Here is a 17,962-nt window from a genome sequence, read left to right on the forward strand (position 1 = left end):
AAAATTATAACGAAAAAATACTAAAGAAATAATTATTTAAAAAAACAAGCCCAAGATACCAAAAAGTTCTTAAGCTTGTTCTTAAGATATTTAAGCGTAAATATCCAAACCACTAGAGCTAGACGCTTGTGGAGCGGAGGCTTGAGAGACACCTTCCATACCTTCGATGAGTTCATTCATCAATGCCTCGTTTGTGTCCATAGATTTTTTCAAAACTGAAGTATTAACAGCAGTCATTAAATTAACATTACCCATAGAAACATCTGAAACCATACATCCTCCTTTTAGATTGAGTCTTAAGACTTTATTTAAATCGGATGATATTTTTAAAACTTAATATTTTTTACTAAACTTTTTAAAATTTTTCAAGGGAACCAATATCTGAAATTAAAAATCATAAATTTTTTAAGATAAAATCCTATTTTAAAAATTTTTACACTATGAAACAATAAGCAAAATATAAATGATTGATGCTTTTAAAAGCGAATTAAATGGATAAAAATTTATTTCAATAAATTTAAGTTTTATCTTATTTTATACAATTTTTAATATAATCTAAAATTATAATTTTAAATGAGAAATCAGGAGCTTGCTAATGTTACTTAACACGCCTTGCAGGGGGATAATAGATACAAATTTTGAAAGCAAAAGAATTAGCATAACTTCAACTTTAAAATTTCAAGAAAAAAAGAAAAAGTAGAAGCTAAGGCTGAGAAAGAAGAAGCAAATAAAGACAATAGCAATTCTACAAACACAAATACCAATAAAAAAGATAAACTTTTGGATATATCTGCTTAGTCTAAAATATACTATAGCTATATCTCCTTAAAGAATACGCAATAAATGATTTTTTGATTTTTATTAAGCTTTTAAAACATCGAAAAAAGGAAAAATTAAAAAACATAAAAACAATATCCCAAAGTCCATAGCTTAGAAGAAGACCTTGCGATACTTAAAAACAACCCATATTAAATCACAAAAATAAAATATATTTAAATATTTATTAAAATACATTTTATAATTTAATAAAAAAATATTATCAACATAAAAGCTTATTTTTTAGTTCTATTTAAGATTTTTAGTATTATACTAGCCATTATTTATTTTGATAATAAATATTATTTTTATCAAAAATCAAGGGTAATGATAATGAAAATTTTTAAAATTATATTTTTAATTATAGGTATTTTTTTATCAAGCTCAGCTTTTGCTAGGGTAGATGATTATATTAATGAAGCAAATCTTATCAAAGATATGCTAAAACAAAGCATAGAAACTTATAAAAAGGGCGATAATCTAGGCGCCAAAAAGCTTAGCGAAGATGCGTATTTTCAACATTTTGAAAATATGGAAGGCTCAATAGGAAGAAACATAGGAAGAAAAGCTATCACTATGGAACGTAAATTTGTAAATTTGCGTCGCATGTATAAAGATGAAGCTCCTTTAACACAAATTAATGCTTTAATTGATAGTCTTTATTATGATCTTGATGAAGTAGCTCCGATTTTACAAAATGGATATCGTTTAAAAGCAGAAGCAAGCGATATAAACTATGATAAGGCTAAAGCTGAAAAATCAAGCCTAGAAGCCAATGCCAAACGCGAAGCTGATGCAGAAGCTTTAATCGCACAAATGATGGGTGTAGATAAAAAAAATTTAGCACAAAGCTCTTTAACCACCCAAGCTCCTATACCTGTAAATAATGATACAAGCAAACTTACAGATGATAATGCAAGCGCTGATTTACAAGCTGCCGCTGCAATGGACGCAAGATTGCAATTTATACTAGATAATATCTCTACCAAATTTTCACAGGCAGCTAATGCTTTTAAAGAAAAAAACTACCAAACTAGTAAAGATTTTTTAAATGATGCCTTATTTAGTGATTATCGCAATACCAAAGTAGAAATTTTAGTAAATAAATTTACCAAAGCAGGAAACGATCAAAAAATTCAACAAGCCATACGCACCCTTATACGCCAAATCAACGATGCAAAAATAGATGAAAAAGGCTTAAGAGATGGCTTAGATAACATAGAAGAACAAATTTTTGATGTTTTCTTACAAATTCCAAATTCAGAACTTTCAAGTTTGCAAATTTCAGGCTTTAATGATGAAACAAAAGGCAAAGATTATGCCAAAGTTTCTAATGATATCAAACTTGCTTTAGATGGAATTTTAAAAAATTATGATGGCTTTAGTGCTTCTATAGTAGATGATTTACAAGGAATTTATCTAGATATTTTTGAAGCAAGCGGTATGGAAAATAAAATCGGTGCTGTAGATAGCGGCTTAAAACTTAAAATAGAAAGTTTATTTTCCAAAGGCGTGGCACTGATTAAAGCAAGTGCAGATAAAAAAGAGCTTGAAGCTACTTTTAATGACTTAGAACAACTCATAGCAAGCAGTGTGGATAAAATTCAAGATTCTACTCCTTATTCGCTGTTTATATGGGCTTTAGGTATTATTTTGCGTGAAGGCTTGGAAGCTTTGATTATCATTGTAGCCATTGTTTCTTATCTTGTGCAAAGTGGCAACAAAAATCGTTTAAATATCGCCTATAGTGCTCTTTTTACAGGAGTAATTTTAAGTTTTGTTACCGCTTTTGGAGTTTCTTGGCTATTTAAAGAAAATGCAGGACAAAGTAGAGAGCTTATAGAGGGTATTACCATGCTTATAGCCGTATTACTACTCTTTTATGTGGGCTTTTGGCTACTTTCAAACGCACAAAATAAAAAATGGACAAGCTTTATCAAACAAGGTGCTATAGATGCTATATCAAACAATAGTGCAAAAACCCTTTGGATTACCGTATTTTTAGCTGTTTATAGAGAAGGTGCAGAAACTGTGCTTTTTTATCAAGCCTTGCTTTTTGATGCTAAAACAAGCACTGATTTTGGTGCTGTTTTTGGCGGACTTGGACTTGGAATTTTAATACTTATTGTTTTATATTTTCTTTTAAAAGCAGGAGCCATTCGCATACCTGTAAAACAATTTTTCTATATCACTTCTTACATTATTTTTTACATGGTTTTTGTTTTTACAGGCAAAGGCATAGCCGAACTCATAGAAGGAAAAGTCATCATTCCTAGTCTTATACCTATGAATTTTGAACCGATTTTATGGCTTGGAATTTATCCTTACTATGAAACTTTAATCCCTCAATTTATAGTTTTAATTATGCTAATTATTGGCATTTTAATAACAAAACAAATTTCAAAAAAAGGAGTAAAATCATGATAAAAAAAGTTTTATCAGTAGTTGCTGCAGCTGCGGTTATTAGTACAAATTTATTTGCAGGCGAAGTGCCGATCGGCGATCCAAAAGAACTTAATGGCATGGAAATAGCCGCTGTTTATTTACAACCTATTGAAATGGAGCCAAGAGGTATTGATTTAGCTGCATCTTTAGCAGATATTCACCTAGAAGCTGACATTCACGCACTTAAAAACAATCCAAATGGTTTTCCAGAAGGTTTTTGGATGCCTTATTTAACTATAGCTTATGAACTTAAAAATACCGACACAGGTGCAATTAAACGTGGAACTTTGATGCCTATGGTGGCTGATGATGGTCCTCACTATGGTGCAAATATTGCTATGGAAAAAGATAAAAAAGGTGGCTTTGGCGTAGGAAATTATGAACTTACTTTTTATATCTCAAATCCAGAAAAACAAGGTTTTGGACGCCATGTTGATGAAGAAACAGGTGTGGGTAAGTGGTTTGAACCTTTTAAAGTAGATTATAAATTCAAATACACAGGCACGCCAAAATAATTTTACGCTCGGATTTTCCGAGTGTTTGAATATTTTTATTTTTATTTGAAAAATTAAAATAACAATGTTTAAAGAGTAAATTATGAGTATATATTTTGTGCATTTTCTTATCAGTGTTTTACCGCTAAGTATTTTAATGGCCTTTATCACTCCTAATAAAAAATATATTTTTAAAAGTTTTTTAGTAGTTTTTTTGGGCTTTTTATTTGGATATTTTGCTTTTTTTATCGCAGCACAATTTTTAAAAACCGAAAATTTAATCTTTAATTTTGATTTTGTTTTTATAGGTTTATTGCTAGTAAGCTTTATATTTTATTTTTGGAAAAAAATTGAAATTTTAAATTTTATTTTATTGGGAATTTTAAGTTTTTGCACCGCTTTGCATTATTATTTTTTAAGTCAAGATTTCCCTATTTTTACTAGCTCTTTAATCGATAGCGAAGGTATAAGTTCTTTAGGTTTTATTGCTTTAGCCTTGCTTGTTTGTATTTTGATTTTCTTCTTTTTAAAATGGCAAAAAAATTTTAATCAAAAAACAAGCTTTATGCTGTTTTTACTGCTTATCCTTATAGAAAGCGATAAAGCTCTAGCCAATATCTTGCTTACTTTAATGCGAAATTCCATCATAGAAACTCATGCTTTTTTGGTGAGTTTTGTAGGAAAAAGTAATTATTTTGGTGTTTTTGGAATTTATGTTTATTTAATTTTCATCACTTTTTTAGCATTCTTAAGCTTAAAAATTCGCAAAAAAAATATAAGCAAAAAACAAATTTTAGATATAAATTATCGCAAAAACGAAGCTAAAACAAGTCTTATTAATCGCTATTTTTCCAGTGTTTTTATCTCCTGTGTTATAAGTTTTTGCATTGTTTTATACTTTTTTATGGTAAGCTCTAAGCCTTTAACCATAGATGAGCCTAAAGAAATTTTACCCGATAAGAATGGCAAATTTATCTTTGATATAGCTCTTTTAAGGGATAACAAACTCCACCGCTTTGCTTATATCAGTGCTGAAGGCAAAGTGATAAGGTTTTTTCTTATCAACAAAAGAGAAGATAAGGATTCTCCTGTAGCTGTTTTTGATGCTTGTATGATTTGTGGAGATATGGGCTATATCAAAAAAGATGGACAACTCATTTGCATTTCTTGCAATGTGCGTATTTTCTTGCCAAGTGTAGGTAAAAGCGGGGGTTGCAATCCTATCCCACTCAAATACGAATACGATGGTAAAAAAATCACCATAGATGTTAAAGATGTAATAGCAGGATCTAATTATTTTAGTCAAATCAAAGAAATTGAAGTGCAAGATCCTGTATCAAAAACAAAGGTTATAAACACCCAAGCTCCTTTTTCTTATAGCTATAAAGGGATTACTTATTATTTTTCAAATCAAAACAACTATGAAGAATTTAAAAAAGATCCTACAAAATATGTAGAAGAAAACGAAGCCCAATTTTTAATCCAAAGGAGAAATGATGTTGGCTAAAATGATTTTTAACTCTATATTTAAAAACAAAATTCAAAAATTTTTAGCCTTTCTTACTTGTTTTTTAGCCACGCTTTTGCTCTCTACTATGCTAAATATTACCCTAAGTATAGGTGATGAAGTAACTAAACAACTCAAAAGCTATGGCTCTAATATCCTTGTTTTACCCAAAGGCTCAAGCCTTAGTATAGAAATAGGTAATGAACTTTATGAACCCTTAAAAAACAAAAACTACCTAGAAGAAAAAAATTTATATATGATTAAAGACATTTATTGGCGTAACAACATCACCGCACTTGCTCCTTTTTTGGAAGGTAAAATCACAATTGAAAACTCCCAACAAAAAGCACTTATTTATGGTACTTATTTTCAAAAAGCCATAAAAATTAAAGATGATGATGATTTTATCACAGGTATAAAAAGTCTTTATCCTTATTTAGCAGTGCAAGGAGAATGGACAAAAGATGATAGCAATGAAATCATGCTAGGCGAAGACTTTGCTAAAAACAATAAATTAAAATTAGGAGATACTATCAAACTCATAGGAGAAAACAATCAAAGCAAAGAAGCAAAAATCGTAGGCATTTTACTTCATGGCAATCCTAAAATGTCAAATAAAATCATCGCTCCTTTAAATTTAGCTCAAGATTTACTCAACAAACAAGGGCTTTACTCAAGTGCAGAAGTAAGAGCTTTTACCATACCTGAATCAGCCCTTTCTGAAAAAGTACGTCGCATGGGAGAAGAAAAATTAGATCAGTTAGAATATGACAAATGGTATTGCTCAGCTTATGTAGGCTCAATCGCTAGTCAAATTAGCGATGGCTTACCAGGTGCTGATGCAAAAGCTCTAAATGCTATAAGCGATGCTCAAAGCTTGGTGGTTAAAAAGATCCAATCCTTAATGGGCATTACTTGCATTATTTGTCTTATTGTTGCAAGCATTGCGATTTCAAGTCTAATGAGTTCTGAAATTCATCGCAGAAAGAAAGAAATAGGACTTTTAAAAGTACTTGGTGCTAATACTTTTCAAATTTATCTCATCTTTGCTAGTGAAAATTTAATCGTAGCTTTATTTGCTGCTTTATTTGGCTTTATTTTTGGCACAGCACTTTCTCAAATCATCAGTCTTAGTATTTTTGGATATTTTATTGATATAGCCTTTATAGCTTTACCTTTAAGCTTTATTTTTGCAGGACTTATTGCCTTACTTGGTTGCTTGCTTCCTATAAAAAATATCACACAACTTTCAGCTGCAGGAGTGCTTTATGGTAGATAAGTTTTTCCTTAATGAGCTTTTTAAAAGCATTAGCTTTTCTTATCAAAGACTTTTTATAATAGTTTTAAGTGTTTTTATAGGAGCACTTACTTGCTCAGCTTTTTTAAATATTTATTTTGATATTGACACCAAACTTTCTAAAGAATTAAAAGCTTATGGAGCAAATGTAATGATAAGCCCTAAACAAGATGAAAATTTTATCTCCAATGCTGAGTATGAAAAAATAAAAGAAAATTTAAAGGCTAGGGCTTTAACTCCTTTTTTGTATGATTTTTTAAATTTAGGCAGTACAAGCGGAGTGGTTTTAGGCACTGATTTTAAGGCTTTAAAAATCACTAAACCTTTTTTAGAAGTTAAAGAAGGAAGCTTTTCTCTAAATGATTTTGATGAAAATTCAGCCTTTTTAGGGGTTAATTTAGCCAAGCAACTAGGCCTAAAAACAGGTAATGAACTTCAAATTTACAATCCAAACAATGGAAAAAGCATAAAACTTACCATAAAAGGCATACTTTCAAGCAATGATGAATTTGATAGCATTGTTTTAGCCCCTTTAAGCGTGGTGCAAAATTTAAGCGATAGAGCCGGTATTAACTATGCTAATGCTGTAGTTTATGGAAATTTTGATGAAGTTAAAGCCAAAACACAAGCAATCAGCAATGAATTCATCGATGCAAAACCTATATCTTCAGTATCCTTAAGTGAAGGTTTAGTGCTTGGAAAAATCAAAGCTTTAATGTTTTTAATCATACTTGTAGTATTGATCATAGTTACTACTAGCGTTAATACAACTTTAAGTTCTATTGTATTTTCTCGCAAAAAAGAAATCGCACTGCGTTTAGCCTTGGGTGCGAAAAAAAGTGAAATTTTTAAACTTTTTGCTAGTGAATGCTTTATAGTAAGTTTTTTTGCTAGTTTAATCGGAGCTTTTTGTGGGATATTTTTAGCCAATGTCTTTGGTTATTTGATTTTTAATTCTAGTATTGATTTTAGATTTATAGCTGTTTTTATAGCCTTAATCATTTCTTTGATTTTTGCCTTTTTGGCTGCATTTTTTCCTATAAAAAGAGCATTAAAAATCAATGTGTGTGAAAATTTGAAAGGTGAATGATGAAAAAAGAACTTATTAAAATCAACAATTTAAATAAAGAATTTGGCAAAGTTAAAGCCTTAAACAATATCAACTTAAGCGTCTATGAAGGAGAATGGCTTGCCATCATGGGTCCATCAGGAAGTGGAAAATCAACGCTTTTAAACATACTATCACTCATGGATACTCCAAGCTCTGGAGAGTATATCTTGGATAATGAAAACCTAGAGCAAATGGATGAAGAGCAAAAAATCACCTTGCGTCGTGAAAAAATAGGGCTTGTCTTTCAACAATTTCATCTTATCCCCTATCTTAACGCCTTAGAAAATGTTATGCTCTCTCAGCATTATCACTCAAGTGTAGATGAAGAAGATGCCAAAATGGTTCTTGAAAAAGTAGGACTTTCGCATAGACTCACTCATTTACCTAGCCAATTAAGTGGCGGAGAACAACAAAGAGTTTGTATAGCAAGAGCTTTAATCAACAACCCAGAGCTTTTACTCGCAGATGAACCCACAGGAAATTTAGATGAAGCCAATGAACAAATCGTTCTTCAAACCTTGCAAAAATTAAAAAATGAAGGTAAAACCATAGTTTTAATCACACACAATCCTGATTTAGCCAAATTCGCAGATCGAACCCTTATCTTACAACATGGGGTGTTAAAATGAAAAAAAGCCTTTTAATCTTAAGCATTTTGTTTTTGCTCAATGCTTGTTCTTTTGAAAATTCAAAAGATACTGGAAAAGTTGGAGAAAAAAGCGCTGAAATTTCAGCTAAAGATACCTTAGGAAAAGCTGTAAAACTTGCTGATGATAATACAAGTTTAAAAGTCTTAGTCTTTTTTCAAAATGGCTGCCCTTCTTGCTTAAAAGAACTCCCTTCTTTAGATGAATTCATACAAAATCACCCCAATAAAATCAGTGTTTATGCTATAAATTCCATCGATAATGCCAATGTGGTTAAGGTTTTAGCCGAACAATTTAACTTTAAAAATGTAAAAGTTTTAAAAGACGATCTTAAAATCACCAATGATCGTTACGCTGTGTTTGCAACCCCTACTACCATCATCATTAAAGATGGGATGATAAAAGATAGAATTTTAGGAGAAAAACCATGGGAATTTTTCGAATCCAAGCTTATTTCTTTGCTTTAATCATAGCTTTATTTTTTGTAGCTTGTGATAGTGGAGAAAATTTTAAAGCTTTAAATAGCGATAAAACCTATAATTTTGCCTACAATGGTTTTGAAAAAAGCCTAAAACTAAATGATAAAGCACAAAATTTTGCCTTAGTATTTTTCACAAAAGATTGCGGAGTTTGCAAAGAACAAATTCCTATTTTACAGAATTTGGCTAAAAATTATGATTTTAATATCTTTGTGGTTTTAGGCGATGCAAACGATGCAAACGATGCAAAAGCTTGGGCTGATGAAAAAGGTTTATCTAATTTAGCAATGTTTTATGAAAAAAGAGCAGCTAAATACCTTTCAAGTGCCATTGGGGAAATATATGGAGTACCTGTGCTTAGTTTTTTCAAAGAAGGAAAAATGGATGAAAAATTCATAGGCTTAACTCCTTATAGCATACTTGAAAAAGAAATCAAAAAAGTAAAAAGCTAAAAATTTACTTTAAAGCTTTTTATCCCCTATAAAATATCCATAAAGCTCATAGCTTCCATCTTTTTTCATCAAAATTACAGGATATTTTTCACTATAACCTTGTTCCATTCCTGGACTTCCTTGCGGCATGCCAGGAGCTGAAATTCCTATAACATCTTTAGGTTTGTTTTCAAGCAACCATGCTATAGCACTTTCAGGAACATGCCCTTCAATAGCATAGCCTTCAATCACACCTGTATGGCAACTTTGATACTCATCTTTTATACCCATTTTTTCTTTGATTTTAAGAAAATCATTGGTTTTATGAACACTAACCTCATAACCCTTAGCTTTCATATAATCAGCCCAAAGATCACAACAGCCACAAGTAGGACTTTCATAAACTTGTATTTCCTTAGCCTGCGTAAGAGTGAGTAAAAAAAGAATGGTTAAAATTGTTTTTTTCATAATTGCTATCCTAAGTAAAAAATATATAATAATACTTTTATAAAGTTAATATCATCACATTTTTAACACTAAAAATGAATTTACAAAAATTTAATCAAGAAAAAGATTTTTAATGGGTGCTGATTTTGTCTTTACGGCAAAGATATAAAAGATAAAACGATTTTAAAAAACTAGAATTTTTTAACTTAAAAAGCTTAAAATTTAGATATATTTTATACTATGTTTTTTATAGTTAAAACCTTTATAGTGTGAAAGCTCTAAAATATAGAGCTTTCAAGTATTATTTGAAATTATAGAACTTATCAGCAGCTCCACCATCACAAGAAACCTTATCGCTTGATTTTGTATATTTATCCCCTTTAACACATTCAATATTCCATTCAGCAGCCCAATTTGTTTTTCTATCTACAACTAAGAATTCATTATAATAAACAATCTTTCCTTTTGCTATCTTTTGTTTCATTACTTTAAAAGAACCCCTTTGAATAACATTATAGTGCTCTGGATCATCTTTCTTGATGCTTTCTATAGCGTAAATCTCTAAGTTATCAGTGTTAAATTGACTTTTCATTTCTTCTTTAGCATCTTCTAAAGCCATTTTTGCATAGGCATCATCTCCCCCTGATACTTTAACTAAATTAGAATCATGTATAGTGATGATAACACCTGCAAATGCTGACACATTTAAAGCAACTAAAACTGCCAAAGCTAAACCTAATTTTTCATTTTAATCTCCTTGAATTGAATTTTGTATATTTTAATTATTTTTCAAATCTTTTGCAAGATAATTTTTAAATTTATCTAAATTAAATTTGCATTTTATCTAACAATCATAAGAAATTTTAAAATGAAATAAAAATTTATGAGAAATCAACTCTTGTTTGAAAATGATAAAAGTAAGTGGTGCGGATGAAAGGACTTGAACCTTCACGCATTGCTGCACCAGATCCTAAGTCTGGCGTGTCTGCCAATTTCACCACATCCGCAAAGTGGTACGCCCAAGAGGATTCGAACCTCTGACCTACGGCTTAGAAGGCCGTTGCTCTATCCAGCTGAGCTATGAACGCATATAAAATCTTGGTGGTGCGCCCGATAGGAATCGAACCCATAACCTACAGATCCGAAGTCTGTCGCTCTATCCAGTTGAGCTACGAGCGCTAGTGGGGTGAGTGATGGGAATTGAACCCACGACCCTCAGGACCACAATCTGATGCTCTAACCGACTGAGCTACACTCACCATTTTGTATAAATTTATAAAAAATGGTCGGGGTGAAAGGATTCGAACCTTCGGCCCCTTGGTCCCAAACCAAGTGCGCTAACCAGACTGCGCTACACCCCGAATAAATAAAAGGAAATATTTTATCACAAAATAATTTTAAAGTCAAGGATTTTCATCTCTTAGTCTTAAAAAAACTGGAAAGCGAGGTAAGGAATTTTTGGTCAATCCATTAAATTTATAAGTCACAATACTACCAATTTTTGGAGGATTTTTTCTATCTTCATCTTTTAAACCACTGCCTATTTTAATGATTTGTCCATTAGGCATTTTACAAAGTAAGGCACCTACTTGATTTTCAAATTTACCCTTGCCCTTGCGAAATCCTACTAACTCACACTCTGCATCATCATAGGGTTTTAATTTCATAGCATTTTTACTTCTGCCTTTTTCATAAGGACTTAAATTTTTGCGTATGACAATACCTTCACCTTGATTTTTTATAATGCTTTCGTAAAATTGATTTAAATTATTTTGATTTTCAACTGGAATTTGAGGAATAATTTTTATATAGGCACTAGGATATTTTTGCAAATACTCTTCTAAAACAGCCAAACGATTTTTAAGAGTACAAGTAGAAATTTGAAATTCTTCGCAAGCATTTGGCACATCAAAAATATTATAAGTTACTTCCTTCCATAAGGTCAAATTACTATCGCCACTACGAATTAAAGCTGAAATTTCATCAAATTTATTTCTTGCTATCCAAAGCTCACCATCAATAGCAAAAGGAGGGAAATTTTTGTAAAAAAGTCAGGAGTTTTTATTTTGTAATTTTGGCGAGTTTTTAGATATTTCCCATCCCAAATTCCACGCACTCCATCAAGTTTTTCGCTCATCAAATAAGCATTAAAATCTTTAGAGTTAAAATCTTGCTTATCGAATTTGCTAAGAAGTAAAATTTCATTAGCAAAAACTAAACAAGCACAACATATTAAAAAAACAAACCTCATCAAAGCAGATTAATCATATATCCAGTTGCATCTTTTTGAATATTATAATTATAAGTTCCATCAAGATATATTACAAGTCGATAATATCCTTTATGAGATCCAAAGTCTATGCGTTTAAAAATAGAATTGCTAAGGCGTATGTTTTTTGTAGGGCTAATCATTTTAGATCTAAAATCTATAACGATTTTACTTGGATTTCCTACTGAAAAATCTGTAATCATTTCATCACTAGTGTTAAGTTTTATTTTATTTTTATAAACCGCATAAGAAATAAAATCATAAATCTTTGCAACCTGTAAAGGTATTTCAACATTGGCTGTTGAGTTTTGTTTGGAGCTATTTTTTTCAGGTATAGTAACTGAAACATCGAGTACTTTTGAAGGATCAGGACTTTTAAATCTTGATATAGTATAAGTATCGTGCCAATCAATACTTTTATTGACATCTAAATCGATCTTATCTTCACTTCCGTCTAAATTGATATAATTAAAACTGATGCTTTTTAAAATTCTTGCACTAGAATTAAATTTAACTTCCTCTTTTTGAAATTCAGGTGGAGCAACCAAGGTTATATTTTGATCTGTCTTAAAAGGATTTTCATCAGCATATAAAAGAGAGGTAAAAATAAAAAATATTGCCAAAATTCTAGTTTTCATTTGGGTATAATCCTTTTAATTCAAAATAATCTTTTTGTGCTTTAGCATTTTGTTCTTTGAGCAAAATAATCTTTTTATTAAGCTCTTCTTTGGTATTTTCTAAGCTTAATAAAGTATCTAAAGAATACTGCCCAAAAAACATATTGCCAAAATAAATCGCTCCAATTACAACAAGAAAAGCCCAAAAAATCATTTTTATAACATGGGTATAAAAACTTTTTTTTCTTGTGCTTTCGTCGTATTCTTTAAGTAAATCGCTCAGAGCTTTTCTCCTAAGTATTCATCGCTTTCAAGTTCAATTTCAAGCAAGCGATTGTATTTTGCGGTTCTTTCACCTCTTGCTAGGGCTCCTGTTTTGATTTGTCCTGTATTTAAAGCCACAGCAAAATCCGCTATAAAAGCATCTTCACTTTCGCCGCTTCTATGACTCATCACACATTTATAGTTATTTCTTTGCGCTAAACGCACAGTTCTCATAGTTTGGGTAATAGTTCCGATTTGATTTGGTTTAATAAGCACAGCATTTGCCATTTTTTTGATGATGCCTTCTCTTAAAATATCTTCATTAGTTACAAACAAATCATCGCCTACAAGCTGAATTTTATTGCCCAATTTTTCAGTAAGCTTAATCCAACCTTCAAAGTCATTTTCAGCTAAGCCATCTTCGATACTGCAAATTGGATATTTTGCACAAAGTTCTACATAGCGTTCGATCAAATCCTCGCTTGAAAAAGCCTTGCCTTCCATGTGATATTTGCCATCTTTGAAAAATTCTGTACTTGCCACATCAAGAGCGATTTTTACACGATTTTCATAACCTGCTTTTTTGATACAAGTCATTAAAAGATCGATAGGTTCTGTGTTGTTAGCTAAATTTGGAGCAAAACCGCCTTCATCACCTAAAGCCGTAGAATGTCCAGAATTTGCGAGTTCTTTTTTTAATATCGCATAAATTTCACAAACTGAACGCAAAGCTTCTTTAAAGCTAGTAAAACCAAAAGGCATGATCATAAATTCTTGAAAATCTACATTGTTGTTTGCATGAGCACCGCCATTTATGATATTACACATTGGCACGGGTAAAATGCTCGCATTTGCACCACCTAAGTAGCGATATAAAGGCATTCCCAAAGCAGCTGCAGCCGCACGAGCTGTTGCCATAGATACTCCTAAAGTCGCATTTGCACCTAAATTTGAGTAATTATTTGTTCCATCAAGCTCACGCAAAGTATCATCAAGTTGAGTTTGATTAAAAGCATCTAGTCCTAAAATTTCATCTGCAATGGTCTCATTGACATTTGCAACAGCTTTTAAAACGCCTTTTCCGCCAAATCTTTCATCATTATCACGCAATTCTAAGGCTTCTTTTGAACCTGTACTTGCACCACTTGGAACTATGGCCGCACCTACACTTCCATCGCTTAGCGTAACTTCGGCTTTTACGGTTGGATTTCCTCTACTATCAAGAACTTCATAGGCTCTAACATCTTCAATTACTAACATTATTCTTCTCCTTCGCCATCTTCGCTACCGCTGATCATACCTTCTATTCCCATAGAATTTTGAATTGCTTTTGTGATTTCATCTGCAATTTCAGGGTTTTCTTTTAAGAAAGCTTTTGAATTTTCTCTACCTTGTCCAAGTTTTTTATCTTTATAAGAAAACCACGCACCACTTTTATCTACGATATCAAGTTTTACACCATAATCGATCAATTCACCTTCACGGCTTAAACCCTCTCCAAACATCACATCAAATTCAGCTTGTCTGAATGGAGGAGCAACTTTATTTTTAACTACTTTTACTTTAACGCGGTTTCCTATAGGTTCTTCGTTTTGTTTTAAGGTTGCTACTTTTCTAACATCTAAACGCACAGAAGCATAGAATTTTAATGCATTTCCACCTGTTGTAGTTTCAGGAGTGCCATAACCCATAGCACCAATTTTCATACGAATTTGGTTGATGAAAATTACTGTGGTATTCATTTTATGAACTATACCTGTAAGTTTTCTTAGAGCTTGAGACATAAGTCTTGCTTGAAGTCCTACATGTTGATCGCCCATATCGCCTTCAATTTCTGCTTTTGGAGTAAGTGCTGCAACGCTATCTACTACGATAAGATCTACTGCGCCACTTCTTGCTATAGTTTCTACAATTTCTAAGGCTTGTTCTCCAAAATCAGGCTGAGAAACATACAAATCATCTGTATTTACACCCAAATTTTTAGCATATTTTACATCAAGCGCATGTTCTGCATCGATAAAAGCACAAACTCCACCTGCTTTTTGGCATTCTGCGATAATATGTAAAGTTAGAGTGGTTTTACCTGAACTTTCAGGTCCATAAATTTCTATAATTCTTCCTTTTGGAACACCGCCTATACCTAAAGCAAGATCAAGCCCAACTGAACCTGTGCCTATGCTATCGATTTGCTCGACTTCTTTATCCCCTAGTCTTAAAATAGTGCCTTTTCCAAAGGTTTTATCTAAACTTTTTAGGGCAGCGTCTAGAGATTTTCTTTTATTATCATCCATAACTTTCCTTAAAAATTCTAAATTTTTAGTTAGAATTCTAACAAAATAAAATTAAATAATGATTTATTTTGCTAGAATTAAAGCAAAGATTTAAAGGAAGCATAGATGAAAAAAATTACTATTGCACATTCTCCTGATGCTGATGATATTTTTATGTATATGGCTATTAAATTTGGGTGGATAGGGAATGATTTTGCTTATGAAAATACAGCTTTAGATATACAAACTTTAAATGAATTTGCCTTGAAAAATGAATTTGATGCTACGGCTATTTCTTTTGGGCTTTATCCTTTAATCGCTTCTGAGTATGCGCTTTTACGCACAGCAGTGAGTTTTGGTGAAGGTTATGGGCCAAAACTCATCAAGAAAAAAGACACGCATTTAAAAAGAAATTTTAAAGTCGCTTTGAGTGGAGCAAATACCACCAATGCTTTGATTTTTCGTATGAAATATCCTGAAGCAAGAATTATTTATAAAAATTTTTTAGACATTGAAAATGCGGTTTTAAGTGGCGAAGTAGATGCAGGAGTTTTGATCCATGAAAGCATTTTAGAATTTGATCAAAGTCTTTGCGTAGAAGCAGAACTTTGGGATATATGGCTTGAATTTGCTAAAGAAAATTTACCTTTGCCTTTAGGTGGAATGGCTTTGCGTCGCTCTTTGCCTTTAAGCGATGCGATTAAGATTGAAAGGGATTTAACCAATGCTGTAAAAATTGCCGATGCAAATCGTAAAATTTTAGCCCCCATGCTTATGGAAAGAAAACTTATCCGTGTTAATGAAGAAAAACTTGATACTTATCTTAATTTATATGCCAATAAAAACTCTATTAGCATGAATCAAACTCAACTTTTAGCTGTAGATACGCTTTTTAAACTAGGATATGATTATAAATTTTATGATAAAATCATACATGTAAATGATTATCTTATCCCTAGCGAATACGAAGAAGCTAGAAATTCTTAAAAAGGATAAAAATGGACGAAAGTACCTTAGTTGCTCTTGGAGTGCAAACCTTTAAAATCACACTTTTACTTTCCTTGCCTATGCTTTTAGCAGGGCTTATTGCAGGGCTTGTAATCAGTATTTTTCAAGCAACTACACAGATTAATGAAATGACACTTTCTTTTGTTCCTAAAATCATCTTGGTTGTGGTTATTTTAATCTTTTTAATGCCTTGGATGACTACAACTATGATTGATTTTACTGAGAATATACTAAATCAAATTCCAACTTTTATCAAATGATCATTGATTTTAAAAAATACTCTTCTGTGCGTATAGGAAACGAATTTGAAGTTTTAGTTTTGGATCAAATTTGTGATTTTGATGGTTTTTTAATAGGTGGTGCAAATAACCTTTTAATTAGCCCAAAACCTAAAAATATAGGAATTTTAGGAGATGGTTTTGATTTTATACAAATTTTAGATCAAAATAAAGATTTTATACATCTTCGCATAGGCTGCAAAACAAAATCAAGTAAAATATATCGCTTTGCTAAAGAAAATAATCTTAAGGGTTTTGAGTATTTAAGCAAAATTCCTGGCACACTTGGTGGGCTTTTGAAAATGAATGCAGGGCTTAAAGGAGAGTGTATCAGTCAAAATTTAATCAAAATTGCTACTTCTCAAGGCGAAATTCTAAGAGAAAATATAAATTTTGATTATCGTTTTTGTCCTTTAAATATGCCTTTTTTTTGGGCTGAATTTAAATTAAATTTCGGTTTTGATACCCTTAAAGATGAAGCTTTAAAAAATGCAAGAAGCAACCAACCTAGTGGAGCAAGTTTTGGCTCTATCTTTAAAAATCCAAAAAACGACTTTGCAGGACGTTTAATCGAAGCTGTAGGGCTTAAAGGCTTTAGTAAAGGAGATGCTATGTTAAGCGATAAACACGCAAATTTTTTAATCAATAAAAAAAATGCAAGTTTTGAAGATGCGTTTTTTCTTATCGAATTAGCTAGAAAAAAAGTCTTTGAAGAATTTGGCATAAACTTAGAAAATGAAGTGATTATTATCTAAAAATTTTTCAATATATCTTTAAATTAATTGATAGTTAATTTTAATTTTTTTATTTCATTATCTATAACACTAGCTAACATTTTTGGCATTTGATTTACAATATCTTGATAATTTTGTTTTGCATCTTGATCTTTTAATGTCAAATTTAATTCTGCATTTTTTGCTACAAGAATTTTTCCATTGCTTGTAGAAATAATTTTAAAATTAACATTAGCCACACCCTCTTTACTAGTTGTGATAAAATAATTTGTAATATTTACATAAAAATCTTGCAAATTTACCACCACAACATAATCTGTAAATTTAGCATACATTTTAGCCTTATCTTTTTCTTGTGTTAAAAAAGGACTTACATTTATAAGTTTTGCATCCTTAGGGCTAAAATATGACAAAGTTTTAGGACTTTGATAAATACCATTTGCAGCAGAATTAACCCAATTAAGCTTTAAACTTTGAATCAAATTTTTAGCAAATAATGTAGAAAATTCCTTATCACTCACCCTAAAACCATCTAAAAAATAACCAAAATTTTTCCTAGAAGTTAATACAATAGCAAAATCAATATCCTTATCTTTGGTGATTTGCGATTTTTTTTCAATTAAAGTAGAACTATCAAACAATGCTTTTTGTTGATTTAAATTTGGATTTGCAACATTTTGATTTAGATCTATTACTTCAAAGCTATCTGCGCTTTTTTCAATTTTAATAACCTTTTTCTGAGAAAAATTATTCGCTAAAAGATTAGAACTTAAAACTAAACTTAAAAACAAAATGAAACAATACCTCATCTTCATCCTTATAAACTATTTAAATATAAAAATTATACT

19 protein-coding genes, 5 tRNA genes and 2 pseudogenes are annotated in these 17,962 nt (G+C 31.2%); 12 read left to right on the plus strand and 14 right to left on the minus strand.

The features are described 5' to 3' along the window. Window positions 1-90 precede the first annotated feature (90 nt). On the minus strand, window positions 91-273 hold the full coding sequence (locus tag FBF22_RS07975) for a YjfB family protein (protein WP_002787583.1): 183 nt from the start codon (window positions 271-273) through the stop codon (window positions 91-93). A gap of 322 nt (window positions 274-595) precedes the next feature. Here FBF22_RS07975 and FBF22_RS08570 point away from each other — a divergent pair. The 9 genes and pseudogenes from FBF22_RS08570 to traF all read left to right on the plus strand — a co-directional run bounded on the left by FBF22_RS08570 (window position 596) and on the right by traF (window position 9,248). After that, window positions 596-798: pseudogene (locus FBF22_RS08570) on the plus strand (hypothetical protein). A gap of 351 nt (window positions 799-1,149) precedes the next feature. Continuing rightward, the gene (locus FBF22_RS07985) at window positions 1,150-3,240 is read left to right on the plus strand and encodes an FTR1 family protein (protein ID WP_165433229.1); all 2,091 of its coding nucleotides are present in this window, start codon (window positions 1,150-1,152) and stop codon (window positions 3,238-3,240) included. Further along, window positions 3,237-3,776 carry an iron transporter gene (locus FBF22_RS07990; RefSeq protein ID WP_002778842.1) on the plus strand — a complete coding sequence of 180 codons (540 nt, stop codon included), beginning with the start codon at window positions 3,237-3,239 and terminating at the stop codon, window positions 3,774-3,776. The genes FBF22_RS07985 and FBF22_RS07990 overlap by 4 nt, the downstream gene beginning before the upstream one ends. Before the next feature lie 82 nt (window positions 3,777-3,858). Beyond that, on the plus strand, window positions 3,859-5,262 hold the full coding sequence (locus FBF22_RS07995) for a Fe-S-containing protein (RefSeq protein ID WP_002860100.1): 1,404 nt from the start codon (window positions 3,859-3,861) through the stop codon (window positions 5,260-5,262). Next, window positions 5,249-6,541, plus strand: coding sequence for an ABC transporter permease (locus FBF22_RS08000; protein WP_079264878.1), 1,293 nt, complete (start codon window positions 5,249-5,251; stop codon window positions 6,539-6,541). Before FBF22_RS07995 ends, FBF22_RS08000 begins: the two co-directional genes overlap by 14 nt. Continuing rightward, the gene (locus FBF22_RS08005; protein WP_002884234.1) at window positions 6,531-7,649 is read left to right on the plus strand and encodes an FtsX-like permease family protein; all 1,119 of its coding nucleotides are present in this window, start codon (window positions 6,531-6,533) and stop codon (window positions 7,647-7,649) included. Before FBF22_RS08000 ends, FBF22_RS08005 begins: the two co-directional genes overlap by 11 nt. Beyond that, on the plus strand, window positions 7,646-8,299 hold the full coding sequence (locus FBF22_RS08010) for an ABC transporter ATP-binding protein (protein WP_002858988.1): 654 nt from the start codon (window positions 7,646-7,648) through the stop codon (window positions 8,297-8,299). Before FBF22_RS08005 ends, FBF22_RS08010 begins: the two co-directional genes overlap by 4 nt. Beyond that, on the plus strand, window positions 8,296-8,784 hold the full coding sequence (locus FBF22_RS08015; protein ID WP_002884226.1) for a TlpA disulfide reductase family protein: 489 nt from the start codon (window positions 8,296-8,298) through the stop codon (window positions 8,782-8,784). Before FBF22_RS08010 ends, FBF22_RS08015 begins: the two co-directional genes overlap by 4 nt. Beyond that, window positions 8,745-9,248, plus strand: coding sequence for a conjugal transfer protein TraF (gene traF / locus FBF22_RS08020; RefSeq protein ID WP_002851157.1), 504 nt, complete (start codon window positions 8,745-8,747; stop codon window positions 9,246-9,248). The genes FBF22_RS08015 and traF overlap by 40 nt, the downstream gene beginning before the upstream one ends. 9 nt (window positions 9,249-9,257) lie before the next feature. On the opposite strand, the gene FBF22_RS08025 is transcribed toward traF, so the two are convergent. From FBF22_RS08025 to recA, 12 genes and pseudogenes are all read right to left on the minus strand, one after another. Further along, window positions 9,258-9,695 carry a DUF411 domain-containing protein gene (locus FBF22_RS08025; protein WP_002858990.1) on the minus strand — a complete coding sequence of 146 codons (438 nt, stop codon included), beginning with the start codon at window positions 9,693-9,695 and terminating at the stop codon, window positions 9,258-9,260. Between the two features lie 280 nt (window positions 9,696-9,975). Continuing rightward, window positions 9,976-10,401 (minus strand): hypothetical protein, encoded by a 426-nt coding sequence (locus FBF22_RS08030; RefSeq protein ID WP_002884223.1) that lies wholly within the window; start codon window positions 10,399-10,401, stop codon window positions 9,976-9,978. A 195-nt stretch (window positions 10,402-10,596) separates the two neighbouring features. Continuing rightward, a tRNA-Leu gene (locus tag FBF22_RS08035) sits at window positions 10,597-10,681 on the minus strand. A gap of 4 nt (window positions 10,682-10,685) precedes the next feature. Next, a tRNA-Arg gene (locus FBF22_RS08040) sits at window positions 10,686-10,762 on the minus strand. Between the two features lie 14 nt (window positions 10,763-10,776). Then, a tRNA-Arg gene (locus tag FBF22_RS08045) sits at window positions 10,777-10,853 on the minus strand. A 3-nt stretch (window positions 10,854-10,856) separates the two neighbouring features. Next, a tRNA-His gene (locus FBF22_RS08050) sits at window positions 10,857-10,933 on the minus strand. Window positions 10,934-10,957: 24 nt separating this feature from the next. Continuing rightward, a tRNA-Pro gene (locus FBF22_RS08055) sits at window positions 10,958-11,035 on the minus strand. A gap of 42 nt (window positions 11,036-11,077) precedes the next feature. Continuing rightward, window positions 11,078-11,925 (minus strand): annotated as a pseudogene (locus tag FBF22_RS08060) (DNA ligase). After that, on the minus strand, window positions 11,925-12,581 hold the full coding sequence (gene cgpA / locus FBF22_RS08065; protein ID WP_002884222.1) for a glycoprotein CgpA: 657 nt from the start codon (window positions 12,579-12,581) through the stop codon (window positions 11,925-11,927). The pseudogene FBF22_RS08060 and the gene cgpA overlap by 1 nt, the downstream one beginning before the upstream one ends. Further along, window positions 12,571-12,774, minus strand: a complete 204-nt coding sequence (locus FBF22_RS08070; protein ID WP_002839177.1) for a hypothetical protein — start codon at window positions 12,772-12,774, stop codon at window positions 12,571-12,573. The genes cgpA and FBF22_RS08070 overlap by 11 nt, the downstream gene beginning before the upstream one ends. A 65-nt stretch (window positions 12,775-12,839) precedes the next feature. Further along, window positions 12,840-14,084: a phosphopyruvate hydratase gene (eno, locus tag FBF22_RS08075; RefSeq protein WP_002856489.1), complete on the minus strand. Its 1,245-nt coding sequence runs from the start codon at window positions 14,082-14,084 to the stop codon at window positions 12,840-12,842. Beyond that, a complete protein-coding gene (gene recA / locus FBF22_RS08080) occupies window positions 14,084-15,115 on the minus strand; it encodes a recombinase RecA (protein WP_002884219.1) in 1,032 nt (343 codons plus the stop codon). Before recA ends, eno begins: the two co-directional genes overlap by 1 nt. Before the next feature lie 105 nt (window positions 15,116-15,220). Here recA and FBF22_RS08085 point away from each other — a divergent pair, with 105 nt between their 5' ends. The 3 genes from FBF22_RS08085 to FBF22_RS08095 are packed head-to-tail and all read left to right on the plus strand — an operon-like array spanning window position 15,221 to window position 17,135. Continuing rightward, window positions 15,221-16,081, plus strand: a complete 861-nt coding sequence (locus FBF22_RS08085; RefSeq protein ID WP_002856256.1) for a menaquinone biosynthesis family protein — start codon at window positions 15,221-15,223, stop codon at window positions 16,079-16,081. Between the two features lie 11 nt (window positions 16,082-16,092). Further along, a complete protein-coding gene (gene fliQ / locus FBF22_RS08090) occupies window positions 16,093-16,362 on the plus strand; it encodes a flagellar biosynthesis protein FliQ (RefSeq protein WP_002851290.1) in 270 nt (89 codons plus the stop codon). Further along, a complete protein-coding gene (locus FBF22_RS08095; protein WP_002884217.1) occupies window positions 16,359-17,135 on the plus strand; it encodes a UDP-N-acetylmuramate dehydrogenase in 777 nt (258 codons plus the stop codon). Before fliQ ends, FBF22_RS08095 begins: the two co-directional genes overlap by 4 nt. A 23-nt stretch (window positions 17,136-17,158) precedes the next feature. Here FBF22_RS08095 and FBF22_RS08100 read toward each other — a convergent pair whose 3' ends face one another. Next, window positions 17,159-17,929 (minus strand): hypothetical protein, encoded by a 771-nt coding sequence (locus tag FBF22_RS08100; protein WP_074482806.1) that lies wholly within the window; start codon window positions 17,927-17,929, stop codon window positions 17,159-17,161. Window positions 17,930-17,962: the final 33 nt, after the last annotated feature.

Source organism: Campylobacter sp. CFSAN093260, from assembly GCF_012890095.1.
GTDB classification, from domain to species: Bacteria; Campylobacterota; Campylobacteria; order Campylobacterales; family Campylobacteraceae; genus Campylobacter_D; species Campylobacter_D jejuni.

Excerpts from the sequence above, each read along its gene's own strand:
- FBF22_RS07975 (WP_002787583.1), bottom strand. The coding sequence starts at position 273 with ATGGTTTCAGATGTTTCTATGGGTAATGTTAATTTAATGACTGCTGTT.
- FBF22_RS07985 (WP_165433229.1), top strand. The coding sequence starts at position 1,150 with ATGAAAATTTTTAAAATTATATTTTTAATTATAGGTATTTTTTTATCA.
- FBF22_RS07990 (WP_002778842.1), top strand. The coding sequence starts at position 3,237 with ATGATAAAAAAAGTTTTATCAGTAGTTGCTGCAGCTGCGGTTATTAGT.
- FBF22_RS07995 (WP_002860100.1), top strand. The coding sequence starts at position 3,859 with ATGAGTATATATTTTGTGCATTTTCTTATCAGTGTTTTACCGCTAAGT.
- FBF22_RS08000 (WP_079264878.1), top strand. The coding sequence starts at position 5,249 with ATGATGTTGGCTAAAATGATTTTTAACTCTATATTTAAAAACAAAATT.
- FBF22_RS08005 (WP_002884234.1), top strand. The coding sequence starts at position 6,531 with ATGGTAGATAAGTTTTTCCTTAATGAGCTTTTTAAAAGCATTAGCTTT.
- FBF22_RS08010 (WP_002858988.1), top strand. The coding sequence starts at position 7,646 with ATGATGAAAAAAGAACTTATTAAAATCAACAATTTAAATAAAGAATTT.
- FBF22_RS08015 (WP_002884226.1), top strand. The coding sequence starts at position 8,296 with ATGAAAAAAAGCCTTTTAATCTTAAGCATTTTGTTTTTGCTCAATGCT.
- traF (WP_002851157.1), top strand. The coding sequence starts at position 8,745 with ATGGGAATTTTTCGAATCCAAGCTTATTTCTTTGCTTTAATCATAGCT.
- FBF22_RS08025 (WP_002858990.1), bottom strand. The coding sequence starts at position 9,695 with ATGAAAAAAACAATTTTAACCATTCTTTTTTTACTCACTCTTACGCAG.
- cgpA (WP_002884222.1), bottom strand. The coding sequence starts at position 12,581 with ATGAAAACTAGAATTTTGGCAATATTTTTTATTTTTACCTCTCTTTTA.
- FBF22_RS08070 (WP_002839177.1), bottom strand. The coding sequence starts at position 12,774 with ATGATTTTTTGGGCTTTTCTTGTTGTAATTGGAGCGATTTATTTTGGC.
- eno (WP_002856489.1), bottom strand. The coding sequence starts at position 14,084 with ATGTTAGTAATTGAAGATGTTAGAGCCTATGAAGTTCTTGATAGTAGA.
- recA (WP_002884219.1), bottom strand. The coding sequence starts at position 15,115 with ATGGATGATAATAAAAGAAAATCTCTAGACGCTGCCCTAAAAAGTTTA.
- FBF22_RS08085 (WP_002856256.1), top strand. The coding sequence starts at position 15,221 with ATGAAAAAAATTACTATTGCACATTCTCCTGATGCTGATGATATTTTT.
- fliQ (WP_002851290.1), top strand. The coding sequence starts at position 16,093 with ATGGACGAAAGTACCTTAGTTGCTCTTGGAGTGCAAACCTTTAAAATC.
- FBF22_RS08095 (WP_002884217.1), top strand. The coding sequence starts at position 16,359 with ATGATCATTGATTTTAAAAAATACTCTTCTGTGCGTATAGGAAACGAA.
- FBF22_RS08100 (WP_074482806.1), bottom strand. The coding sequence starts at position 17,929 with ATGAAGATGAGGTATTGTTTCATTTTGTTTTTAAGTTTAGTTTTAAGT.